The sequence below is a fragment of the Embleya sp. NPDC005575 genome, from assembly GCF_040605455.1.
Lineage (GTDB): Bacteria > Actinomycetota > Actinomycetes > Streptomycetales > Streptomycetaceae > Embleya.
This window is the reverse complement of record NZ_JBEXCV010000044.1, coordinates 35,737-58,396: the sequence shown is the minus strand read 5'-3', so window position 1 is coordinate 58,396 and position 22,660 is coordinate 35,737. Positions and strand designations below refer to the sequence as shown.

Annotated in this window: 21 protein-coding genes; 3 read left to right on the top strand and 18 right to left on the bottom strand. The window is 70.8% G+C overall.

Annotated elements, in window-relative coordinates:
* Window positions 1-65: 65 nt before the first annotated feature.
* The 3 genes from metK to ABZS54_RS17415 form a co-directional block, all read right to left on the bottom strand.
* Window positions 66-1,259: a methionine adenosyltransferase gene (gene metK, locus ABZS54_RS17425; protein WP_355536003.1), complete on the bottom strand. Its 1,194-nt coding sequence runs from the start codon at window positions 1,257-1,259 to the stop codon at window positions 66-68.
* A gap of 231 nt (window positions 1,260-1,490) precedes the next feature.
* Complete coding sequence (gene coaBC / locus ABZS54_RS17420; RefSeq protein WP_355536000.1) at window positions 1,491-2,699, bottom strand: bifunctional phosphopantothenoylcysteine decarboxylase/phosphopantothenate--cysteine ligase CoaBC; 1,209 nt, start codon at window positions 2,697-2,699, stop codon at window positions 1,491-1,493.
* Between the two features lie 189 nt (window positions 2,700-2,888).
* Entirely contained in the window at window positions 2,889-3,134 is a 246-nt protein-coding gene (locus ABZS54_RS17415; protein WP_355535997.1) for a hypothetical protein, read from the bottom strand.
* A gap of 161 nt (window positions 3,135-3,295) precedes the next feature.
* Between ABZS54_RS17415 and ABZS54_RS17410 the strand changes: the two genes are divergently transcribed.
* Window positions 3,296-4,276 (top strand): hypothetical protein, encoded by a 981-nt coding sequence (locus tag ABZS54_RS17410; RefSeq protein ID WP_355535994.1) that lies wholly within the window; start codon window positions 3,296-3,298, stop codon window positions 4,274-4,276.
* Here the strand turns inward: ABZS54_RS17410 and ABZS54_RS17405 are convergent.
* The 13 genes from ABZS54_RS17405 to pyrR all read right to left on the bottom strand — a co-directional run bounded on the left by ABZS54_RS17405 (window position 4,269) and on the right by pyrR (window position 18,006).
* Window positions 4,269-5,327, bottom strand: a complete 1,059-nt coding sequence (locus ABZS54_RS17405) for a TIGR03617 family F420-dependent LLM class oxidoreductase (protein WP_355535992.1) — start codon at window positions 5,325-5,327, stop codon at window positions 4,269-4,271. The genes ABZS54_RS17410 and ABZS54_RS17405 overlap by 8 nt on opposite strands.
* Window positions 5,328-5,536: 209 nt before the next feature.
* Window positions 5,537-5,800 carry a DNA-directed RNA polymerase subunit omega gene (gene rpoZ, locus ABZS54_RS17400; protein ID WP_020551792.1) on the bottom strand — a complete coding sequence of 88 codons (264 nt, stop codon included), beginning with the start codon at window positions 5,798-5,800 and terminating at the stop codon, window positions 5,537-5,539.
* A gap of 69 nt (window positions 5,801-5,869) precedes the next feature.
* On the bottom strand, window positions 5,870-6,472 hold the full coding sequence (gene gmk, locus ABZS54_RS17395) for a guanylate kinase (protein ID WP_020551791.1): 603 nt from the start codon (window positions 6,470-6,472) through the stop codon (window positions 5,870-5,872).
* Entirely contained in the window at window positions 6,456-6,779 is a 324-nt protein-coding gene (gene mihF / locus ABZS54_RS17390; RefSeq protein WP_026218483.1) for an integration host factor, actinobacterial type, read from the bottom strand. Before mihF ends, gmk begins: the two co-directional genes overlap by 17 nt.
* A gap of 539 nt (window positions 6,780-7,318) precedes the next feature.
* Complete coding sequence (pyrF, locus tag ABZS54_RS17385; RefSeq protein WP_355535987.1) at window positions 7,319-8,014, bottom strand: orotidine-5'-phosphate decarboxylase; 696 nt, start codon at window positions 8,012-8,014, stop codon at window positions 7,319-7,321.
* A gap of 135 nt (window positions 8,015-8,149) precedes the next feature.
* Window positions 8,150-9,175, bottom strand: a complete 1,026-nt coding sequence (locus tag ABZS54_RS17380; protein WP_355535984.1) for a dihydroorotate dehydrogenase — start codon at window positions 9,173-9,175, stop codon at window positions 8,150-8,152.
* Complete coding sequence (locus ABZS54_RS17375) at window positions 9,175-10,026, bottom strand: dihydroorotate dehydrogenase electron transfer subunit (protein ID WP_355535981.1); 852 nt, start codon at window positions 10,024-10,026, stop codon at window positions 9,175-9,177. The genes ABZS54_RS17380 and ABZS54_RS17375 overlap by 1 nt, the downstream gene beginning before the upstream one ends.
* 8 nt (window positions 10,027-10,034) lie before the next feature.
* Window positions 10,035-13,346 carry a carbamoyl-phosphate synthase large subunit gene (gene carB / locus ABZS54_RS17370; RefSeq protein WP_355535978.1) on the bottom strand — a complete coding sequence of 1,104 codons (3,312 nt, stop codon included), beginning with the start codon at window positions 13,344-13,346 and terminating at the stop codon, window positions 10,035-10,037.
* Window positions 13,339-14,472: a glutamine-hydrolyzing carbamoyl-phosphate synthase small subunit gene (carA, locus tag ABZS54_RS17365; RefSeq protein WP_355536009.1), complete on the bottom strand. Its 1,134-nt coding sequence runs from the start codon at window positions 14,470-14,472 to the stop codon at window positions 13,339-13,341. Before carA ends, carB begins: the two co-directional genes overlap by 8 nt.
* A 5-nt stretch (window positions 14,473-14,477) precedes the next feature.
* Window positions 14,478-15,101, bottom strand: a complete 624-nt coding sequence (locus tag ABZS54_RS17360) for a hypothetical protein (protein ID WP_355535975.1) — start codon at window positions 15,099-15,101, stop codon at window positions 14,478-14,480.
* A complete protein-coding gene (locus ABZS54_RS17355; RefSeq protein ID WP_355535972.1) occupies window positions 15,098-16,384 on the bottom strand; it encodes a dihydroorotase in 1,287 nt (428 codons plus the stop codon). The genes ABZS54_RS17360 and ABZS54_RS17355 overlap by 4 nt, the downstream gene beginning before the upstream one ends.
* Window positions 16,381-17,367 carry an aspartate carbamoyltransferase catalytic subunit gene (locus ABZS54_RS17350; RefSeq protein ID WP_355535969.1) on the bottom strand — a complete coding sequence of 329 codons (987 nt, stop codon included), beginning with the start codon at window positions 17,365-17,367 and terminating at the stop codon, window positions 16,381-16,383. The genes ABZS54_RS17355 and ABZS54_RS17350 overlap by 4 nt, the downstream gene beginning before the upstream one ends.
* Before the next feature lie 3 nt (window positions 17,368-17,370).
* Complete coding sequence (gene pyrR, locus ABZS54_RS17345; RefSeq protein ID WP_355535966.1) at window positions 17,371-18,006, bottom strand: bifunctional pyr operon transcriptional regulator/uracil phosphoribosyltransferase PyrR; 636 nt, start codon at window positions 18,004-18,006, stop codon at window positions 17,371-17,373.
* Between the two features lie 375 nt (window positions 18,007-18,381).
* Here pyrR and ABZS54_RS17340 point away from each other — a divergent pair, with 375 nt between their 5' ends.
* A complete protein-coding gene (locus ABZS54_RS17340; protein WP_355535963.1) occupies window positions 18,382-18,885 on the top strand; it encodes a transcriptional regulator in 504 nt (167 codons plus the stop codon).
* A gap of 100 nt (window positions 18,886-18,985) precedes the next feature.
* On the opposite strand, the gene ABZS54_RS17335 is transcribed toward ABZS54_RS17340, so the two are convergent.
* A complete protein-coding gene (locus ABZS54_RS17335; protein WP_355535960.1) occupies window positions 18,986-20,002 on the bottom strand; it encodes a LacI family DNA-binding transcriptional regulator in 1,017 nt (338 codons plus the stop codon).
* Between the two features lie 409 nt (window positions 20,003-20,411).
* Between ABZS54_RS17335 and ABZS54_RS17330 the strand changes: the two genes are divergently transcribed.
* Complete coding sequence (locus ABZS54_RS17330) at window positions 20,412-21,764, top strand: MFS transporter (protein ID WP_355535957.1); 1,353 nt, start codon at window positions 20,412-20,414, stop codon at window positions 21,762-21,764.
* A 155-nt stretch (window positions 21,765-21,919) separates the two neighbouring features.
* Here the strand turns inward: ABZS54_RS17330 and ABZS54_RS17325 are convergent, their stop codons facing one another.
* Window positions 21,920-22,579, bottom strand: coding sequence for a TetR family transcriptional regulator (locus tag ABZS54_RS17325; protein ID WP_355535954.1), 660 nt, complete (start codon window positions 22,577-22,579; stop codon window positions 21,920-21,922).
* Window positions 22,580-22,660 lie beyond the last annotated feature (81 nt).

Sequence of the window (22,660 nt, the reverse complement as noted above, 5' to 3'; positions counted from 1 at the left end):
GCGCGAACCCCGAGGGGCCCGCGCCGCGGCCGGCGGCGAATCACAGGGCGGGGAGAGCCGGCGGCTCAGGCGCCCGCGGCGGCCTTGAGCGCGTCCACGCGGTCGGTCCGCTCCCACGTGAAGTCCGGCAGGTCGCGGCCGAAGTGGCCGTACGCGGCGGTCTGCGCGTAGATCGGGCGGAGCAGGTCCAGGTCCCGGATGATCGCGGCCGGGCGCAGGTCGAACACGGTGCCCACGGCAGCCTGGATGGTCTCCACCGGCACCGACTCGGTGCCGAAGGTCTCCACGAACAGGCCGACCGGCGCGGCCTTGCCGATCGCGTACGCGACCTGCACCTCGCAGCGACGGGCGAGCCCGGCGGCCACCACGTTCTTGGCCACCCAGCGCATCGCGTACGCGGCGGAGCGGTCCACCTTCGACGGGTCCTTGCCCGAGAACGCGCCGCCACCGTGCCGGGCCATGCCGCCGTACGTGTCGATGATGATCTTGCGACCGGTCAGCCCGGCGTCGCCCATCGGGCCGCCGATCTCGAACCGGCCGGTCGGGTTGACCAGAAGGCGGTAGCCCTCGGTCTCGATGCCCAGGCCGCCCAGCTCCGGCTCCACCACGTACTCGCGGATGTCCGGCGCGAGCAGCGAGTCCAGGTCGATGTCGGCCGCGTGCTGCGACGAGACCACGACCGTGTCGAGGCGGATCGGGCGGTCGCCGTCGTACTCGATGGTGACCTGGGTCTTTCCGTCCGGGCGCAGGTAGGGAATGGTCCCGTTCTTGCGCACGTCGGCCAGGCGCTTGGCCAGCCGGTGGGCGAGCGTGATCGGCAGCGGCATCAGCTCGGGCGTGTCGTCGCACGCGTAACCGAACATCAGGCCCTGGTCGCCCGCACCCTGGCGGTCCAGCTCGTCCTCGTCGCCGTCGACCCGGTTCTCGTACGCCGTGTCGACGCCCTGGGCGATGTCGGCCGACTGCGCGCCGATGGACACCGAGACGCCACACGAGGCGCCGTCGAAGCCCTTCTTCGAGCTGTCGTAGCCGATCTCCAGGACGCGCTCGCGCACGATCGTGGGAATGTCGGCGTAGCCCTGCGTCGTGACCTCGCCGGCCACGTGCACCTGGCCGGTGGTGATCAGCGTCTCGACGGCGACCCGACTCTTGGGGTCTTCCTTGAGGAGCGCGTCCAGGATGGAATCGCTGATCTGGTCGGCGATCTTGTCCGGGTGACCTTCGGTCACGGACTCAGAGGTGAACAGACGGCGGGACACATCGCTCCCTGGGGTTGCAGCGGCTGCTGGCTGGCAGATGGACCCGGGCCGTCCGGACAGGTCGGGACGGGCGGGTCCACCGAATACTGGGCCCGAGTTTATCCCCCAGACCCCCGCCGAGGGACGGGGTGTCCCAGGACATGGACGGCGTGGCGTTGCTCACTTTGTGTGAACCTGGCGCGATCGCGCGTTCGAATCGAACGACGAACCCGTCGAAACGGGACACGAGAACTAGGCGAAACGGGGCACGACGAGGTCCCACACCACGTCCGCCAGGTCCTCTTTCGGACCGTGCGGAACCGGCGTTTCACTCCCGTCGGCGGCCAGCACGATCGCCTCGTTCACGTCGGTGCCGAAGGTCAGTTCCTCGCCCACCCGGTTGACCACGAGCAGATCGCAGCCCTTGCGGGCGAGTTTCGCGCGGCCGTTGGCGAGTACGTCGTCGGTCTCCGCGGCGAAGCCGACCACGACCTGGCCGGGCCGGAGCCGGTCGCGGGCGAGTTCGGCGAGGATGTCCGGGTTCTTGACCAGCGCGATCGGCTCCGGCTCCGCGTCCGTCTTCTTGATCTTGCCGTCGACCCGGGTCGCCGGGCGGAAGTCCGCGACGGCCGCGGCCATCACCACGCAGTCCGCGTCCTCCGCCGCCTTGAGCACCGCGTCGCGCAGATCGAGTGCGGTGCCCGCGTGCACCACATCGGCCCCGGCCGGGTCCGGCAGGCCGGTGTTGGCCTCGATCAGGGTCACTCGCGCACCGCGCGCGATCGCGGTGCGGGCGAGCGCGTAGCCCTGCTTGCCGGACGAGCGGTTGCCGAGGAAGCGGACCGGGTCCAGCGGCTCGCGGGTGCCGCCGGCGGTGACCACCACGTGCCGGCCGACCAGGTCGGGCACGGTCACTCCGCGCACGAGGGTACGCCGGACCACCTGGAAGATCTGTTCCGGATCGGGCAGCCGCCCCTTGCCGGTGTCCTTGCCGGTCAGCCGGCCCACCGCCGGCTCGATCACGATCGCGCCGCGTCGGCGCAGCGTCGCGACGTTCTCCACCGTGGCCGGGTGCTCCCACATCTCGGTGTGCATCGCCGGGGCGAAGATCACCGGACATCGCGCGGTGAGCAGCGTGTTGGTGAGCAGGTCGTCGGCGAGGCCGTGCGCGGCCTTGGCGAGCAGGTCGGCAGTCGCCGGAGCGACCACGACGATGTCCGCGTTCTGGCCGATCCGTACGTGCGGGACCTCGTGCACCGCATCCCACACCCCGGTGGCCACGGGCTGCCCGGACAGCGCCGACCACGTGGCCGCGCCGACGAAGTTGAGCGCGGAGGCGGTCGGCACGACCCGGACCTCGTGCCCGGACTCGGTCAACCTGCGCAGCAGTTCGCACGCCTTGTACGCGGCGATGCCGCCGGCGACGCCGAGGACGACACGGGGTCGGGATCCGGTACTCATCGCTGCTCCTGGTCCTCGTCGCGACCGGCCCGTGTTCCGACCGGCACGGCGAGCCTACGACACCACCTCTCGCGCCTCGATCTCGTGTCGACCGGGCGGCCGTTGCCGGGGCGGCGCCCGCCCTCGTCCCGGGCGGCCTGGCCGGGCGCCGTCGCCGCGGGCGGCGGACGTCGTGCTGCTGCGCCGGGTCTACGCCGAGGCCGCGCGCGGCCTGCGGATCGTCGCCGAGGTCGGCGTGCTCTGCCACTGCCTGACCGCCGTGACCCTGACCTTCGCCGAAGGCGCGAGCGACGCGTCGGCGGGCACCATGCTGGGACTCGCCGCGATCGCCGGCGGGATCGCGTTCGTCCTGCGTCGGGCTCCCGTGGTGCGGCACCTGGCGTCCGCAAGCGCGATGGCCGGCTCGCTCGCGGCCACGGCCGTGCTGCTCGCCACCCGGCCCGTAGGCGAGGAGTCGGATCTGCCGCTCGCGTGGACGGGCGTCGGTCTGCTGTTCGTGGTCCTGGTCGCGATGGCTCCGCTGTTCGCGGTGCCGCGCGACTTCCGGGCCGGGCCCCTCGCGGTGCTCGTACCTGCCGCCGGCCCTGGATCTGCCCTTGTGGGCGGCGCTCGGCCGGCATCCGGTGGTGGCCGCCGGCTGGGGCTGCGCCTGGCGGGTACGGCCGTTGCTGCCCCTCGTCGGTCTGGCGCACGGCGTATCGGCCCTGGTGTGGGCGACGGCGCACCCGCTGACCTCGATCGTGGTCTGGGCGATCGTCGCCGGCGGCCTCACGATCACCGCCGTCCTGTCGCCGGGACGCCCCGCGCCCGAGCCGAGCCCGGCGACCGCCCCGGAGCACACGGTGGCGGCCGACGATCACGTATCGGCACAAGACACCGCCAATCTCTCCGACCCGATCCAAGCGACCACCCCGCCGACACGGCAGGCCGGCACAGCTCCGAGCAGTCCCTCCGAAAGCACCCCGAGCCCCACGAGCACCCCGGATGTCCCGAACGCCTCGGCCCACCCACCGCACGACGCCGACGCCGACAACCCGTACGCCGCTCCGGCGGCCCGCGCCGTCGGCGACGGCCCGACCGACCAACCGGAGCAACACACTCCGCTCCCGGCCCGCCACCTGATCCGGCCGCTCGCAGCCGCCTTCGCCGACGCCCTCGGCGGCGTCGACGCGGCGATGACCGCAGCGCACGCGGGTGCCTCGACGGTGCCGGTCCCGGGCGCGGCTGTGCCGGCCACGGTCGGGCTGGTGCACCTGCTGCCGCACCTGGCGCCGGTGTACGACGCGGTGCCGCGCTGGGCCGTCCTCGGCACGGCGGGCCTGCTCCTGATCGTGATCGGCGCCGGCTACGAACGCCGCCTGCGCGACCTCAAGCGCCTGCGCCGCGCGGTGGGGCGACTCGGCTGGGACCGCACCGGCACACCACGTGCCGAAGCAGCCGCGACGACCCGATCAATCGGAACGACCCGAGCAGTTCGAGCAACCCGAGCAACAGCCGGACCCCGGCGCGGTCGGCCGAAAGCCCGCCGCGCCGACACCGACCCACCGCCCTACCAACTCACCGCCCACCTCAGGTGAGCGCCCGCAGCTCGTCCAGCACCTCGGACACGCACGCCGGGTCGGCCCGATAGGGCAGGTAGAACCCCAGGCGATCGGCGACCCCGTGTGCGCGCGAGGCCAGTTGGGCCGCGACGTCCTTGGGTTCGCCGATCGCCACCACCCGGCCGAGCAGCGTGTCGTCGATCGCGTGCGGGATGTCCGGCCAGCGGCCGGCCCGGATCAGCGCGTGCAACTCGGCCTGCAGCGGCCCGTAGCCCTCCACGTCGAGCACCGGCCGGTAGGCGGGCGTGGAGGCGTAGAACGCGACCATCGCCCTGGCCCCCTTCACCGCGGCGCGCATCTCCTCCTCGGTGCGCCCGGCGGCGACGATCACGTCGAGCATCACCGAGAACTGCTCCCGGCCGCGTTCGGAGAGCACCAGGCCGTCCTTCACCGCGTCGGTGACCGGACCGCGCACGAACAGGTCGGTGTTGAGCGGGTGCACCAGCAACCCGTCCGCGTGCTCGGCGACCATGGTGATCATCCGCCGGCCCACCCCGCCCGCGAGCAGCGGCGGCAGCCCGTACGGGTTCGGACCCGGTCGCAGCGTCGGCGGCATCAGCGTGAGGTCGAAGAACTCGCCGTGGAAGTCCAGCGGCGTCTCCCGCTGCCAGCACGTGAGCACCGCGCGGACCGCGCGCAGCGTCTCGGCCATCCGGGCCACCGGGCGCGACCACTTCGCGCCGTACCGGCGTTCGATGTGGGCCTGGATCTGGGTGCCCAGGCCGAGGCGGAACCGGCCGTGCGAGGCCAGGTGCAGGTCGTGCGCGGTGTGCGCGAGGTGGGTGGGGCTGCGGGGGAAGGCCACCGCGATGTTGGTCATGATGTCCACGCCCGCCGCGGCGGCCGGCACCAACGGCAGGAACACGTCGGTGGGGCCCTCGAAGGTGAACACCCCGTCGAAGCCCGCCTCGCCCAGTTCCCGGGCCCGGTCGCCGGCACGGCTCAGCGGCACGTCCAGCAACGTGTCCACCGGCAGCGCACGCCTGCCCGCCTTCGGCGCGTCCGCGCCGCTCTCGATCCGGTCCACCCTCGTCGCCCACCCTCCGGATCGCCTGCGCGTCGCGTGTCGCCGCCCACAGGTACGCCATCGGCGATGAAGGGTCAAGGCAACCGGTCGGGACGCGGCGTGTACGAGTCGAAACGCACGAAGGGCCCGACGGAACACCGTCGGGCCCAACGCGTCGAGCAGTTCAGCGATACAGCGCAGATACGGCGCCGTCGAGTCGCGTGACTCGCTCAGCCCTCGATGGGCTCGGCGGTCAGCATGCCCGAGTTGATCTCGCGCAGCGCGATCGACAGCGGCTTCTCGTGCACGTGCGTGTCCACGAGCGGACCCACGTATTCCAGCAGGCCCTCGCCGAGCTGCGAGTAGTAGGCGTTGATCTGCCGAGCACGCTTCGCCGCGTAGATGACGAGGCTGTACTTGGAGTCGGTCGCCTCCAAAAGCTCGTCGATGGGCGGGTTGATGATGCCCTCGGGTGCGGTGGAAGAAGCTGACAAGGCGGGGGCCCTTCGAAAAGCTGTGAGTGAAAGTCGGGCTGCCTTTCGTCTATCGGGCAGCCCGGACGATCAAGATACGTTCATCAAGGCTAGCAGTTCGCGTACGACGTCTTCGACGGACGTGTTGACCAGCGTCACGTCGAATTCGGATTCCGCGGCCAACTCGACCTTCGCGGCGGCCAGGCGCCGCTCGATGACTTCGGGGGATTCGGTCCCCCGGCCCACCAGACGGCGGACCAATTCGTCCCACGAGGGCGGGGCGAGGAACACCAGGCGTGCCTCGGGCATCGCCTGACGTACCTGCCGGGCGCCCTGCAGGTCGATTTCGAGCAGGGTCGGAACGTCGGCGTCAAGCCGTTCGAGCACGGGCAGTCGCGGGGTCCCATATCGGTTCCCGGCGAATTCGGCCCATTCGAGCAGTTCATCCGAGGCGATCAGCTTGTCGAACTGATCGCCGTCGGTGAAGTGGTACTCCACACCGTCGCTCTCCCCTGGACGGGGCTTGCGTGTGGTCGCGGACACAGACAGCCAAACCTCGGGGTGACGGCGGCGCAGGTCAGCGACCACCGTGCTCTTGCCGACCCCGGAGGGGCCGGAGAGCACGGTGAGTCGACGGGTGCCGTGCACGGTACGGGGATCGGAGCCGGCGCCCGCGTCAGGACGCGGAGCCACCGAATTCCCGTTCGAGTGCTGCGATCTGGTTCGTGCCGAGACCACGGACGCGCCGGGTCTCGGAGATGTTCAGCTTCTCCATGAGTTGCTTGGCGCGCACCTTGCCGACGCCGGGGAGGGACTCCAGGAGGGCCGATACCTTCATCTTGCCCACGACCGGATTGTCCTTGCCCTCCTTGATGACGTCGCTGAGCGAAGCACCGGAGTTCTTGAGCCGGTTCTTCACCTCGGCGCGCTCCCGCCGAGCCGCAGCGGCTTTAGCGAGCGCATCCGCGCGTTCTTCGGGGGTCAGGGGTGGGAGAGCCACGCCGTGTCACCTCGGACTTCGTTGCGATCCTCAAGGCCGCCCGGCTCGGACGGCCACCAACAAACAGTGGAACCTAGCTGGTCAGAGCGTTCGCGGCAACGCGCGACACTCCACCGGGCCGGCTCACGAGGGAGCCTAGTCGGCGAATCGGTCCGCGTCGCCCGAATCGATGGGAAAAGCCCGGCTACCTGCGGCAAAACCGGTACCTGACGGAGCGTCGGACTACTTCGGGGCGATCGGCGGGCCCGACCGCACCTCCGCGCCCCCTCCCGGCGCTCTTGCGCACGGCGTCCCGGCTCGGGTCCCGTACGCCGGGCGACCCGCACGGTCGGAGCCCGCGAGTCGACGCACGAGGGCCGCCACGGCGGCCCGGGACGGCCCTCGGAGCGCCCGTCGGCCGCACTCGGCCCCGTGACCCTCGGGAGCCCGGCCGCGCTCCACACGGACGCCACAGCGGCATCCACGAGCCGTCCGGCGTTCGCGCGGCGTCCACCCGGGCGGCCCCGAGCGGAGAGCGCCCCGGGTGGTACCGCGAGCCACTAACGCGCCGCCAGACCCGCCCCGATCGCGTGTGCCGCCGCACCGACATCCGGCGCACCCGTGATCGGCCGCCCGATCACCAGCAGGTCCGCGCCGTCGGCCAATGCCTGTTCCGGTGTGGCCACCCGGCTCTGGTCGCCGAGCGCCGCGCCCGCCGGCCGCACCCCCGGGGTGATCAGCACGATGCCCGGGCCCACCTCGGCCCGCACCGCCGCGACCTCGCGCGGCGAACACACGACCGCGCGCGCCCCGGCCGCGACCGCGAGCCCGGCCAGCCGTCGGGCCGCCTCGATCGAGGGGCCCGCCAGACCGATCGCGGCCAGGTCCTCCTCGGCCATCGAGGTCAGCACCGTCACCCCGACGATGTTCACTTCCGGCGCCGCGTCCGCCGCGGCGCGGATCATCGCGCTACCGCCGCTCGCGTGCACGGTCAGATACGTCGGCGCCAACCGCGCGACCGAACGCACCGCGCCCGCCACCGTGTTCGGGATGTCGTGCAGTTTGAGGTCCAGGAACACATCCCGTCCGCCGCTGGCCTCGCGCGCGCCCAGGACGGCGTCCGCGCCGTCCCGCAGGAACACCTCCAAGCCGACCTTGACCGTGCTCACATACGGGCCCACGGCCTTGGCCCACGCGAGCGCGCGGTCCGGGTCCGGGGCGTCCAGGGCCACCGCCACGGGTGCGAGGTTGCTCATCGAAATCCCACTCTCGTCGACATCGAAAATTCGTCCGTTCGCCGGCCCGGGCGCCGGCCCGATCGCCGTCCGGACACGGCGATGCCGGCACGAACCCCGTCCGTACCGGCATCCCCGTCACCTGCCACGAAGCACTCAGCGGTGCGCGTACCCGATCGCCGCCTCCAGCGATCCGAAACCGCGTGCGATCAGCGCCGCCCGCAACTCGTCCAGGATCCGCACCGGCGCCGACGGGTCGTTGAAGATCACCGTGCCCACCGACACCGCCGCCGCGCCCGCGAGGATGAACTCCAGCGCGTCCAGGCCGGTCCGGATGCCGCCCATGCCGACGATCGGCACCTGCGCCATCTGCCCGTCCCGCATCGCCGCGTGCACCTGGTGGACGCAGCGCACCGCGACCGGCCGCACCGCCGGGCCGGAGAGCCCACCGGTGACGCCCGCCAGCACCGGCTTCATCGTGTCGGTGTCGATCACCATGCCGAGCAGCGTGTTGATCATCGACAGGCCGTCCGCGCCCGCCTCCACGCAGGCCCGGGCGATGTCCACGATCGACGTCACGTCCGGCGACAGCTTGGCCAGCACCGGCACCAGCGGGTCGGCCGCGTCGCGAACCGCGCGGATCACGTCGTAGGACGTGGCCGGGTTGCAGGCGAACACCTGACCCCGATTGGCCACGTTCGGACACGAGATGTTGGCCTCGATGCCGACCACCCCGGGCGCGCCCTTGAGCCGCTCGGTCAGCGCCACGAAGTCGTCCACGTGGCCGCCCGCGATGGACACGATGGTGCGTCCGCCGCGCGCCGCCAGCCAGGGCAGGTCGCGCTCGACGAAGGCGTCGATGCCCGGGCCCTGGAGGCCGATCGAGTTGAGCATCCCGGACGGCGTCTCGGCCATCCGCGGGGTGGCCCGACCCGAGCGCGGGTACGGCATGATCGTCTTGGTGACCACCGCGCCGATCGCGGCCGGCTCGAAGAACTTGGCCAATTCCTTGCCGTAGCCGGCGCAGCCCGAGGCCGTGGTCACCGGATTCGGCAGCAGCGTCGAGCCGAGCCGGGTGGCCAGGTCGATCCCGCCGCCGGGCAGCATGATCGTGGACGGCGGCGGCTCGTCGAAGCCGCCGGCGTCGTCGTTGTCGGCGAAACCGCCGTACCCGTCGGTCATCAGTGGGCTCCCATCGCCGCTGCGCCCTCGATGTCCGCCGGAATCGTGCCGACGTCGTTCCAGCGCACCTTGGTGCCGTCGAAGCACGGCCCGTCCACGCACGAGCGGACGAACCGGCTGACCCCGTCGTCGCCGACCACCGGGAGCACGCATGTCATGCATACCCCGACGCCGCACGCCATCGATTCCTCGACCGCGGTGAACACCCGCGCGTCGTGCTTCGTGGCCACGTCGGTGACCGCGCGCAGCATGCCCATCGGCCCGCACGCGTAGACGACGCCCGCCTGCACGGCGGTGAGCACCTCGGGCAGCGGCCCGGTGACGAAGCCGCGTACCCCCTCCGAGCCGTCGTCGGTGGTGACCACGACGTCCTCGGTGATCGCGAGCGCCTGATCCACGCCATACAAGCGCTCGGCGGTCGCCGCGCCGAGCACGAAGGCGACCGAGCCGCCCTCGGCCACGATCTTCTCGGCGAGCGCGAACATCGGTGCGCTGCCGTAGCCGCCGGCCACCATCACCGCGCTGACCGGCTCGGCCGGCAGCGGGAACGGCGTGCCCAGCGGCGCGACCACGTTCACGCTGTCGCCGACTCGCAGTCGGGCCAGCTCGCGCGTGCCGCGGCCGGCTTCGGCGAAGACCACGTCGATCGTCTCCGCGGCCGGGTCGGCCCGGTGGATCGAGAACGCGCGGCGCAGCAGCATCGCCGAGTCCACACCGCCGATCGCCACCGCGACGAAGTGACCGGGTTCGACGCGGGCGGCGATCCCGGGGGCGCGCAGCACCATGCGGTGGTACGCGCCCGCGGGTTCGCGGGCGACGATCTCCGCCTGCACCTGCAGGGGAAGTGCCATCGGTGTCGTCAGCCCTTTCGGTGGGACGTGATGTGGTCGGCGTGCTCCTGGAGCGAGCGGACCCCGATGTCGCCGGCGATCAGCGACTGGATGCCCTGAACCGCCGCGGCGAAGCCCTGCACCGTGGTGATGCTGGGGATGCCCCGGGTGACCGCCGCAGTGCGGATCTCGTAGCCGTCCAGGCGGCCGCCGGTGCCGAACGGGGTGTTGACGATCAGTTCGACCCGGCCGCTGTGGATCAGCTGCACGATGGTCGGCTCGCCGTCGGGGCCCGCGCCCTCGCTGTGCTTGCGCACCACGGTGGCGGGCACGCCGTTGCGGCGCAGCACCTCGGCGGTGCCCTCGGTGGCCAGGATCTCGAAGCCCATGTCGTGCATGGCCTTGACCGGGAACACCATCGAACGCTTGTCCCGGTTGGCGAAGGAGACGAACGCACGGCCCTTGAGCGGCAGCGAGCCGTAGGCGCCGGCCTGGGACTTGGCGTACGCGGTGCCGAACACCGCGTCGATGCCCATCACTTCGCCGGTGGAGCGCATCTCCGGGCTGAGCACGGTGTCGACGCCCCGGCCCTTGGTGTCGCGGAAGCGGTTCCAGGGCAGGACCGCCTCCTTGACCGCGATCGGCGCGTCCATCGGCAGTGTGCCGCCGTCGCCCTCGGCGGGCAGCAGGCCCTCGGCCCGCAGTTCGGCGATCGTGGCGCCGAGCGAGACGCGCGCGGCGGCCTTGGCCAGCGGCACGGCGGTCGCCTTGGACACGAACGGCACGGTCCGCGAGGCGCGCGGGTTGGCCTCCAGGACGTAGAGGATGTCGCCGGAGAGCGCGAACTGGATGTTGATCAGGCCACGTACCCCGACACCGCGCGCGATGCCCAGGGTGGCCGCGCGCAGCCGCTTGATGTCGTGCGCGCCCAGGGTGATCGGCGGGAGCGCGCAGGCCGAGTCGCCGGAGTGGATGCCGGCCTCCTCGATGTGCTCCATCACGCCGCCGAGGTAGAGGTCCTCGCCGTCGTAGAGCGCGTCCACGTCGATCTCGATCGCGTCGTCGAGGAAGCGGTCGACGAGCACCGGGTGGTCGCTGACCAGACCGGCGTTCTGCTCCAGGTACGTGGCCAGGGAGGGCTCGTCGTAGACGATCTCCATGCCGCGCCCGCCGAGCACGTACGAGGGCCGCACCAGCACGGGGTAGCCGATCTCGGCGGCGATCGCGCTGGCCTCGCCGAAGGAGAAGGCGGTGCCGTGCTTGGGCGCGAGCAGGCCGGCCTCGGCCAGCACCCGGCCGAACGCGCCGCGCTCCTCGGCGAGGTGGATCGCCTCGGGCGAGGTGCCCGCGATCGGCACACCCGCGTCCTTGAGCTTTTGCGCGAGGCCCAGCGGGGTCTGCCCGCCGAGTTGCACCAGGACGCCGGCGACCGGTCCGGCCTGGGTCTCGGCGTACACGACCTCCAGCACGTCCTCCAGGGTGAGCGGCTCGAAGTAGAGCCGGTCGGAGGTGTCGTAGTCGGTGGAGACGGTCTCCGGGTTGCAGTTGACCATCACGGTCTCGTAGCCGGCGTCGTGCAGCGCGAACGCGGCGTGCACGCACGAGTAGTCGAACTCGATGCCCTGCCCGATCCGGTTCGGCCCGGAGCCCAGGATGATCACCGCCGGCTTGGTGCGCGGCGCGACCTCGGTCTCCTCGTCGTAGGACGAGTAGTGGTACGGGGTGCGCGCGGCGAACTCGGCGGCGCAGGTGTCCACGGTCTTGTACACCGGACGCACACCGAGGGCCTGGCGCACCTCGCGCACGACCTCCTCGCGCATGCCCCGGATGGCCGCGATCTGCATGTCCGAAAGGCCGTGCCGCTTGGCCAGCCGCAGCACCTCGGGGGTCAGCTCGGCCGCATCGCGGACCTCGCCGGCGATTTCGTGGATCAGGTACATCTGGTCCAGGAACCACGGGTCGATCCGGGTGGCCTCGAACAGCTCCTCGGGCGTGGCGCCCGCACGGATGGCGTCCATGACCACGTTGATCCGGCCGTCGGTGGGCTTCTCGGCGGCGACGAGCAATTCGTCCTTGGCGCCCGGCTCCGACACGAAGTCGAACTGCGAGCCCTTCTTCTCCAGCGAGCGCAGCGCCTTGTTCAGCGCCTCGGTGAAGTTGCGGCCGATCGCCATCGCCTCGCCGACCGACTTCATCGTGGTGGTGAGGCGGTCGTCGGCGGCCGGGAACTTCTCGAAGGCGAAGCGCGGGACCTTGACCACGACGTAGTCGAGCGAGGGCTCGAAGCTGGCCGGGGTCTCCTTCGTGATGTCGTTGGGGATCTCGTCCAGCGTGTAGCCGATCGCGAGCCGCGCGGCGATCTTGGCAATCGGGAAGCCGGTCGCCTTGGAGGCCAGCGCCGAGGAGCGGGATACGCGCGGGTTCATCTCGATCACGATCACCCGGCCGTCCTCGGGGTTGATCGCGAACTGGATGTTGCAGCCGCCGGTGTCAACGCCGACCTCGCGGATCACCGCGATGCCGACGTCGCGCAGGGTCTGGTACTCGCGGTCGGTCAGCGTCATCGCCGGCGCGACGGTGATCGAGTCGCCGGTGTGCACGCCCATCGGGTCGAAGTTCTCGATCGAGCACACGACCACGACGTTGTCGTGCTTGTCGCGCATCAGCTCCAGCTCGTACTCCTTCCAGCCGAGGATGGACTCCTCCAGGAGCACCTCGGTGGTCGGCGACAGGGTCAGGCCCTGGCCGGCGATCCGGCGCAGGTCCTCCTCGTCGTGCGCGAAACCGGAGCCGGCGCCGCCCATGGTGAAGGACGGACGGACCACGACCGGGTAGCCGCCGAGCGTCTCGACGCCGCCGAGCACGTCCTCCATCGAGTGGCAGATCACCGAGCGGGCCGACTCGCCGTGCCCGATCTTCTCCCGCACCCGCTCGACCACGCCCTTGAACAGGTCGCGATCCTCGCCCTTTTGGATCGAGTCGAGGTTGGCGCCGATCAGCTCGACGTTGTACTTCTCCAGCACGCCGTTCTCGCTGAGCGAGACCGCGATGTTGAGCGCGGTCTGCCCGCCCAGGGTGGGCAGCAGCGCGTCGGGGCGCTCCTTGGCGATGATCTTCTCGACGAACTCGGGGGTGATCGGCTCGACGTAGGTCGCGTCGGCGATCTCCGGGTCGGTCATGATCGTGGCCGGGTTGGAGTTGACCAGGATCACCCGCAGGCCCTCGGCCTTGAGGATCCGGCACGCCTGGGTGCCGGAGTAGTCGAACTCGGCGGCCTGGCCGATGACGATCGGGCCCGAGCCGACGACCAGGACGGACTTCAGGTCGTTGCGCTTAGGCACTCTTGGTCTCCATCAGCGTCGCAAAACGGTCGAACAGGTAGGCGGAGTCGTGCGGTCCGGCCGCCGCTTCCGGGTGGTACTGCACGCTGAACGCGGGTCGGTCCAGCAGCCGCAGGCCCTCGACGACGTCGTCGTTGAGGCACACGTGGCTGACCTCGGCGCGCCCGTACGGGGTGTCCGAGACGGTGTCCAGCGGCGCGTCCACGGCGAAGCCGTGGTTGTGCGCGGTCACCTCGACTTTGCCGGTCGTGCGGTCCTGCACGGGCTGGTTGATGCCGCGGTGGCCGTACTTGAGCTTGTAGGTGCCGAAGCCCAGCGCGCGCCCGAGCAACTGGTTGCCGAAGCAGATCCCGAAGAACGGGGTGCCCTGGGCCAGGACGGCGCGCAGCAGTTCGATCTGGTGGGTCGCGGTGGCCGGGTCGCCGGGGCCGTTGGAGAAGAACACGCCGTCGGGGGCGATGGCGTTGACCTCGTCCAGCGTGGCGGTCGCGGGCAGCACGTGCACCTCGATGCCGCGCTCGGCCATCCGGTGCGGCGTCATGCCCTTGATGCCCAGGTCCAGCGCCGCGACGGTGAAGCGCTTGGTGCCGATCGCGGGCACCACGTAGGCGGCGTCGGTGCTGACCTGCTCGGCGAGGTCGGCGCCGGCCATCTCGGGGCTGGTGCGCACCCGCTCCAGCAGTGCGGCCTCGTCCGCCCCCGCGGCGTCGCCGGAGAAGATACCGACCCGCATCGCGCCGCGCTCGCGCAGGTGGCGGGTCAACGCGCGGGTGTCGATGCCGCTGATGCCGACCACGCCGTAGCGCACCAGCTCGTCGTCGAGCGAGCGGCGCGAGCGGTGGTTGGAGGGCACTCGGGCGGGGTCGCGGACGACGTAGCCGGAGACCCAGATCCGGGACGACTCGGGGTCCTCGTCGTTGATGCCGGTGTTGCCGACGTGCGGGGCCGTCATCACGACGACCTGGCGGTGGTACGAGGGGTCGGTCAGGGTCTCCTGATAGCCCGACATCCCGGTGGAGAACACCGCCTCGCCGAACGTCTCCCCCACCGCGCCGTAGGCGCTGCCGCGGAACGTGCGCCCGTCCTCGAGGACGAGCACCGCAGGCGTCGTGGCCCGTCCGGTCATTGCGGTCACGTGACCGATCCTTCCTGGTGGTTCCGTGCTGCTGTGCCGGCGGTCGCCGGCAGTTCCCCGGCGATCAGCCGGGTGATGGTCTCGATCCACGCGTCGTGGTCGTCCGGGTGGTCGCTGCGGAAGCCCGAGTCGAGCGAGGTGTCGCCGTGCGTCCAGGTGATCACCAGCAGGCCGCCCTCGGGCAGTACCTTCCCGGCGAGGCCCTTCTCGTGTCGCACCCCGGTCAGCGCCGCGGCGGGTACGAAGAAGTCGGTCGCGGCGGGTCGCTCGACCACCAGGCCGTCAGGGCGCAGGGTCAGCTCGACCGGGCTGCGGGTGCCCAGGCCGTGCGCGACCACCCGGTCCAACCAGTTGCCGGCAGTAGTGCTGCCGAAGTACCGGCCGACCAGCGGCGGCAGCAGCGGCGCGCCGCCGGCCTCGGGCGCGGTGGGCAGCGCGGGCAGCGCCGCCTGGCGCTGCCCGCGCTTCTTCCACGCGCGCCACATCAGCAGGTAGACACCGAGCACGAAGACAAGGCAGATGCCGATCCAGAGGATGCGACCGCTCCAGTTCGTCACCGCCGCCGACTTGTGTTCGGTGGCGAGCAGCAGCAGGTCGTGGTGGGCGGTGCCTGAAGTCACGCGAGCTTCCCGTCGATCACCGTGGGTACGCCGCGCAGGAACGTGGCGACCACCTTGCCGGGCAGTTCCAGTCCGGCGTAGGGGGTGTTACGGCTGCGCGAGGCGAGTTCGGACGGTTCGACCGTACGCCGTGGAGTCGGGTCGACCAGCACCAGGTTGGCGGGCTCGCCGACCCGGACCGGGCGGCCATGCCCGTCCAGTCGGCCGATCGCGGCGGGGCGAACGGACATGCGGTCGGCGACGCCGGCCCAGTCGAGCAGGCCGGTGTCGACCATGGTCTCCTGCACGATGGACAGGGCCGTCTCCAGGCCGAGCATGCCCATCGCGGCGACCGCCCACTCGCAGTCCTTGTCCTCGCTGGGGTGCGGGGCATGGTCGGTGGCGACCGCGTCGATGGTGCCGTCCGCGAGCGCCTCGCGCAGCGCGGTGACATCGGCGGCGGTGCGCAGCGGCGGGTTGACCTTGTAGACCGGGTCGTAGCTGCGCACGAGTTCGTCGGTGAGCAGGAGGTGGTGCGGGGTCACCTCGGCGGTGACGTTCCAGCCCTTGGACTTGGCCCAGCGCAGGATCTCCACCGAGCCCGCCGTGGAGACGTGGCACACGTGCAGGCGCGAGCCGACGTGCGCGGTGAGCAGCACGTCGCGGGCGATGATCGATTCCTCGGCGACTGCGGGCCAGCCGCGCAGGCCCAGTTCGCCGGAGACGGTGCCCTCGTTCATCTGGGCGCCCTCGGTCAGTCGGGGCTCCTGCGCGTGCTGGGCGACGACGCCGTCGAACGCCTTCACGTACTCCAGCGCGCGCCGCATGATCACCGCGTCGTCGACACACTTGCCGTCGTCGGAGAACACCCGCACACGCGCGGCCGAGTCGGCCATCGCGCCCAATTCGGCGAGCCGCTTGCCCTCCAGGCCCACGGTGACCGCGCCGACCGGGTGCACGTCGCAGCGGCCGGTCTCCTGGCCGAGCCGCCAGACCTGCTCGACGGTGCCGGCGGTGTCCGCGACCGGGTCGGTGTTGGCCATCGCGTGCACGGCGGTGAAGCCGCCCAGCGCCGCCGCGTTCGCGCCGGTGGCGACCGTCTCGGCGTCCTCGCGGCCGGGCTCGCGCAGGTGGGTGTGCAGGTCGACCAGGCCCGGCAGCAGGATCTGCCCGGCGGCCTCGATCACGGTGGCGCCGTCGGCGGTCAGGCCGGTGCCGATCTCGGCGATCACGCCGTCGCGGATGAGCACGTCGGACGCGTCGCCCCCGAGGACCTTGGCGTCCTTGATCAGGTACGTGCTCACTTGGTGCTCTCCTCGGTGCCGGTGCTCGGGGTGCTGGAGGCGCTCAGGGCCGGTTCGTTGCCGCCCAGGAGCAGGTACAGGACCGCCATCCGCACGCTGACGCCGTTGGTGACCTGCTCGACGATGGTCGAGCGGGTCGAGTCGGCGACCTCGGCGGCGATCTCCATGCCTCGGTTCATCGGGCCGGGGTGCATCACGATGGCGTGCTCGGGGAGCATCGCCATCCGGCGCAGGTCCAGGCCGTAGCGGCGCGAGTACTCGCGCTCGGTGGGGAAGAACGCGGCGTTCATCCGCTCGCGCTGCACGCGCAGCATCATCACCGCGTCGCTCTTGGGCAGCGGCGCGTCCAGGTCGTAGGAGACCGTGCAGGGCCAGCTCTCCACGCCGATCGGGAGCAACGTGGGCGGCGCGACCAGGGTGACCTCGGCGCCCAGGGTGGCCAGCAGGAGCACGTTGGAGCGGGCCACCCGGCTGTGCAGGACGTCGCCCACCAGGGTGATTCGGCGGCCGTCGAGATCACCGCGCCCGCCGGCCAGCCTGCGCCGCATGGTGAACGCGTCGAGCAGCGCCTGGGTGGGGTGCTCGTGGGTGCCGTCGCCGGCGTTGACCACCGAGCCGCGCAGCCAGCCGGAGCCGGCCAGGCGGTGCGGCGCGCCGGAGGCGTGGTGGCGGATGACCACCGCGTCGGCGCCCATCGCCTGCAGGGTCAGCGCGGTGTCCTTGAGTGATTCGCCCTTGGAGACCGAGGAGCCCTTGGCGGAGAAGTTGATCACGTCCGCGGACAGCCGCTTGGCGGCGGCCTCGAACGAGATGCGGGTGCGGGTGGAGTCCTCGAAGAACAGGTTGACCACGGTGCGGCCGCGCAGCGTCGGCAGCTTCTTGATCGGCCGCTCGGCGATGTGCGCGAGTTCTTCGGCGGTGTCGAGGATCAGGATGGCGTCGTCGCGGGTGAGGTCCGCGGCCGAGATCAGGTGGCGCTTCACTGGCTACTTCTCCGCGTCGGTGGGGGCCGCGGCGGGGTCGGCCGCGCGGGTGCCGAGCAGGACCGCGTCGCGGCCGTCGTACTCGGCGAGGTGGACCTTGACGGTCTCGCGCAGCGACGTGGGCAGGTTCTTGCCCACGTAGTCGGCGCGGATCGGGAGTTCGCGATGGCCGCGGTCGACCAGGACGGCCAGTTGCACCGCGCGCGGGCGGCCGATGTCGTTCAGCGCGTCCAGTGCGGCGCGGATGGTGCGGCCGGAGAAGAGCACGTCGTCGACCAGGACGACAAGCTTGCCGTCGATGCCCTCGGCCGGGATCTCGGTGCGCTCAAGCGCGCGGGCGGGGCCGAGCCGCAGGTCGTCGCGGTACATGGTGATGTCCAGCGCGCCGACCGGGACCTTGGCGCCGTCCTCGATCGAGGCGAGCCGCTCGCCGAGCCGGCGGGCCAGTGCCACGCCTCGGGTCGGGATGCCCAAAAGCACGACGTCGCCGGCGCCCTTGGCGCGTTCGACGATCTCGTGCGCGATCCGGGTCAGAGCCCGGTTGATGTCCGAGGCGTCCAGGACCGGGCGGGCGGTGGCCGGGTCGAGGTCTTTCGGACGGGCGGCCGACGTGCCGCCGGTGTTGCCAGGTGCTGTCATGGAAAACAGACCTCCTTCCCCGTCTCACAGGACGGGCTTTAAAGGACGTCGGGGTACGTCCCTCACAGTATCAGCCAACATCATCGGCCTTTCGGCCGCCCGGACCGAGTGATCGAGCCGGGCGAAAGCGGAGCAAAGGTGCCTCTCACCTGCGCGAATCCGGCTTTGTAGGCCGTTCGGCTTGACGGACGCAAATTACTCTGCGTAACCTCACAATGAGTCACCGCCGGGCCAAACGCGACAGTCGCGACGTGCCGAACCTCGCAGCTTCGGGGAGAGTTCGAGGTACAGAAAGCCGGCCCGGAGGTAGCCACCCCATCGGTTCGGCCAACCACCGGTGGACCTTCACGGTCAGTCACCTGTTTTGGGAGCGAGATGTCCAGCGACTACGCCAAGCAGCTCGGGGCGAAGCTCCGCGCGATCCGGACCCAGCAGGGCCTGTCCCTGCACGGCGTCGAGGAGAAGTCCCAGGGCCGCTGGAAGGCCGTCGTCGTCGGTTCGTACGAACGCGGCGACCGTGCGGTCACCGTGCAGCGCCTGGCCGAGCTCGCCGACTTCTACGGCGTCCCCGTGCAGGAGCTGCTGCCCGGCGGCACCCCGAACGGCGCCGCCGAGCCGCCGCCGCGACTGGTCCTCGACCTGGAGCGGCTGCAGACCGTGCCGTCCGACCAGGCCGGCCCGCTGCAGCGCTACGCGGCGACCATCCAGAGCCAGCGCGGCGACTACAACGGCAAGGTGCTGTCGATCCGTCAGGACGACCTGCGCACGCTGGCCGTGATCTACGACCAGTCGCCGAGCGTGCTGACCGAGCAGCTCATCGGGTGGGGCGTGCTCAACCCGGAAGCCCGTCGGGCCGTGGAGAATCAGAACAACGCGTGATTAGTTGTTGAACAGAGCGTGACCGCGACTCGCGGAAACGTCGAAGGGTCCCGAGGCCGACCGGCTTCGGGACCCTTCACCTTTTGTACGATCGCCGGCCTCAGCCGGATTCGCGAACCATCACGCGCGGGTGCACGACCATTCGACCACCCGGTCGGTAGTCACGGCCGCGAATCAGCGTGGTGATCGCGTCCGAGGCACCCGAGCCCATCGTCCGGGTGTGCATCGAGACGCTGGTCAGCCTCGGCCAGACCAGATCACAGAACGGCAGATCGTCGGCACCGACCACGGCCATGTCCCCCGGCACCGACCAGCCGCATTCGCGCAGCGCCGAGATGATCATCAGGGCGAAGTCGTCGTTGCCGGCGAACACCGCGGTCGGCGGCTCGCTCTCGCACTGCCACTGACGCACGATGGCGAGCACGTCCTCACGGACGTAGCCCACGTCCACCCGACGCAGCGAGACCCCCGCCTCCTCGGCCGCGGCCTGTGCGCCCGCCCAGCGCTCCTCGCCGAGGAAGGCCAGCGGTCCGGACGGGACCAGGCAGGCCAACCGGCGGTGGCCGCGGTCGATCAGGTGGCGTACCGCGACCCGGCCGGTGTCCCTGTTGTCGAAGATCGCGGTGGGCACGTCCGGGTGCTCCTCGCGGCCCCACGCGAAGATCGCCCGGACCCCGGCCCGCTTGAGCACGTCGACCGCGCCGCCGGTGAGCCGGTTGGACTCGGCCATCACCGCGAGCGGTCGCAACGCGGCCCACTGCCGGGCCGCGTCGGCTCCGCGCGAGGTGCGGTCCGCATGGATGAGCAGGCTCAACTCGTGCCGATTGAGCGCCTCGGTCAGTTCGTCGATGAACGCCTCGAGGAGTTGGCCCATCGGCTGCAACGGCAGCGGGAACAACACCACGTCGCTGTTGCCCGAGCGCAGCGAACGGGCGGGAGCGCTGGGCGCGTAGCCCAGTTCGCGCACCGCGAGCATGACCCGCTCCCGGGTCTGCGCGCTGACCCGGACCCCGGGCGGCGAGTTGAGCACATAGCTCACGGTGGATCTGGATACGCCGGCGAGCCGGGCGACGTCGGAACTGGTGGGGGGTTTGGCCCCCGCCTCCGGCGCGCTCATCCGTGCCCCCCCGGGCGGCAAGTGACCGACTTCGTGCTCGTCATCTCGACGACACCCCCTACCGCACCCGCGCGCGGGGCCGGCCCGCGCGCAACCGATGTCCACCGAATCACAGGGACGTGCGATCCGATACCGCTTGGTTAGCGGGCACAACCTTGGCCGTAATCGCTCGAATGCGCTACCGACGCGTGTCGGTCGTTACAAGATCACTGACGGTGACGATTCGGTGCGGAATGCGCTTCCTTCAAGCTTTGAACGATCAAATCGTTATCTGGTCGGACTGATTTCACGTTGTGGATCCATTCCCCTGCTTATTCGTGTCACCTAGGCTCCGATCCCAACACCTCGTCAGCAGATTCGAGTCCTCCGTGCAGGGACGGAATCGGATCCTCTCCCTCGGATGGTCCACATGAGTTCGACCACGACAGAGGCACCCGGCCCCTCGTCATCGGCACCGGAACCCGCCACGGGCGCCGAGCCCACCGGATACCGGCTCGGTCCGCTCTACGCGACGCTGCCCATCGCCAACATCGCGCTGTACATGCTGTGGCTGGGCGTGGGCATCTACATGCTCCCGGTGCAGGTCATTCACATCACCGGCGCGCCCGATCCAAACGCGCTCAAGTGGCCCACCTTCTGGGGCGCGCTGCTCGCCACGGTGGGCAATCCGCTGTTCGGCAAGCTGTCGGACATGACGCGGTCCCGCTTCGGTCGCCGCTCGCCCTACATTCTGTTCTGCGCCGTCATCGGCGCGGTCGCGCTGATCATCCAGGCGCAGGCGAGTTCGATCGCCATGGTGGGTCTGACCTGGGGTGTCATTCAGTTCATCATGAACGGCTACCAGGCCGCACTGACCGCCGTCATGCCCGACCGGGTGCCGGCCAAGAAGTACGGCATCTTCTCCGCGATGATCGGCCTCGGTGTCCCTGCCGCGACGATCCTGGCCTCGCTGATCATCGCCGGCGTCGATCTGAACCTGATCGGCATCGATGCCCGGTTCGGCGGCTTCGACGGTCGTTTCATGGACCCGGCCAACGGAGGCGAGCAGGGCTTCTACCTGATCGCCGCGATCCTGGTCGCCGCCGCTCTGCTCTTCGTGGTCCTCAGCCCGGACAAGTCCACCAAGGACATGCCTCGCGAGAAGGCCGACATCATCGGTTTCGTCAAGGGCTTCTGGGTCGACCCGCGGCAGCACGCCGACTTCGTCATCGCGCTGTTCTCCCGGCTCGGCATGATGCTCGGCTACTTCCTGATCCTGACCTTCAATTACTTCATCCTGGTCTCGTACATCGAGATCCCGCCGAACGAGGTCGGCCCCAAGCTGGGCACGTTGACCGTCATCGGTGCGGTCGCGACCATCGTCGCGGCGCTGCTCATCGGTCCGATCGTGGACAAGGTGGGGCGGGTCAAGCCCTTCGTGGTCGCCTCCGGAATCGGCGCCGCCCTCTCGCTGATGGTCCCGATGATCTGGGCGACCGAGAACGGCATGGTCGCCTTCCAGGTCCTCAACGGCTTCTTCTTCGGCGTGTACCTGGCCGTCGACATGGCGCTGATCACCCAGGTGCTGCCCCGTCCCGAGGATGTCGGCAAGGACATGGGCCTGATCAACATCGCCAACGCCGGACCGCAGATCGCCGCGCCGTTCCTGGCTCCCTTCATCGTGAGCGACCTGGACCTCGGCTACGAGGCGCTGTTCCCGGTGGCGGGAGCGATCGCACTGGCCGGCGCGTTGCTCGCGCTGTTCGTCAAGCGCGTGAAGTAGCACCACGCTCGACATACGCCGCCATACGCCGACGGGGCGGACCGATCAGCGGTCCGCCCCGTCGGTATGTCCGCGCCCGTCCGCCGCGCAGCCGGGTCACCACCGACGTGCGCAGGGCCGCGGCGGCACCGATGTGCGCGGGGCCGGGTCGACGTTCACGTGCGCGGGATCTCGCCCTCCGTCCAGCGGCCGGTGAGCAGGATGCCCATGTCGTCCCAGGCGTCCTCGATGGTCCTGGCCAGGCCCGCGGCCTCCAGCACCTCGCCCTCGGTCCACTCGTCCATCGCCACCCGCATCACCGAGTGGTACAGGGTCACCAACAGCGCCGGACGGCGATCGGCTCCGGGCGTCAGACCCTCGCGCCGAGCAATCTCCGCGGCCATCCGTCGTTCCAACTCGATCATGTTGCGCAGCGACGCGGCCAGCAGGACCGGAGTGTCCTCGATCATCCGCCGCATCCGCAGGAACTCCTGGCCCGCGCCGTCGTGTTCCTCGTCGACGACCCGGGCGAACACCTCGGTGCCCGCCCGGCGCAGCGCGGTCAGCGGCGCCTCGTCCGCCGGGCGGGTCGTCAGCGCGTCCAGGAACAGCGCCTCGAACTCCATCGCCCGGGCCAGCGCCACCTCTTCCTTGCCCGCGAAGTAGCGGAAGAAGGTGCGCCTGGACACCTCCACGGCGGCCACGATCTCGTCGATCGTGGTGGCGTCGTAGCCCTTGCGCAGGAACAGCTCCTGCGCGGCGTCCACCAACGCCTCGCGCGTGCGTTCCTTCTTGCGCTCCCGCAAACCCGTCGCGGTGCCGGCCGTGTCCCGCACGTTGGGTAATCCTCTCGTTCGCCTTTGCACAGTATGGCACTTGTCACTGCGTGCAACTTGAGTGATTTGGCTATATGGCAC

Coding starts and splice junctions, on each gene's coding strand:
- coaBC (WP_355536000.1), bottom strand. CDS start 2,699: ATGAGTACCGGATCCCGACCCCGTGTCGTCCTCGGCGTCGCCGGCGGC.
- pyrF (WP_355535987.1), bottom strand. CDS start 8,014: ATGAGCAACCTCGCACCCGTGGCGGTGGCCCTGGACGCCCCGGACCCG.
- ABZS54_RS17380 (WP_355535984.1), bottom strand. CDS start 9,175: ATGACCGACGGGTACGGCGGTTTCGCCGACAACGACGACGCCGGCGGC.
- ABZS54_RS17375 (WP_355535981.1), bottom strand. CDS start 10,026: ATGGCACTTCCCCTGCAGGTGCAGGCGGAGATCGTCGCCCGCGAACCC.
- carA (WP_355536009.1), bottom strand. CDS start 14,472: ATGACCGGACGGGCCACGACGCCTGCGGTGCTCGTCCTCGAGGACGGG.
- pyrR (WP_355535966.1), bottom strand. CDS start 18,006: ATGACAGCACCTGGCAACACCGGCGGCACGTCGGCCGCCCGTCCGAAA.
- ABZS54_RS17340 (WP_355535963.1), top strand. CDS start 18,382: ATGTCCAGCGACTACGCCAAGCAGCTCGGGGCGAAGCTCCGCGCGATC.
- ABZS54_RS17335 (WP_355535960.1), bottom strand. CDS start 20,002: ATGAGCGCGCCGGAGGCGGGGGCCAAACCCCCCACCAGTTCCGACGTC.
- ABZS54_RS17330 (WP_355535957.1), top strand. CDS start 20,412: ATGAGTTCGACCACGACAGAGGCACCCGGCCCCTCGTCATCGGCACCG.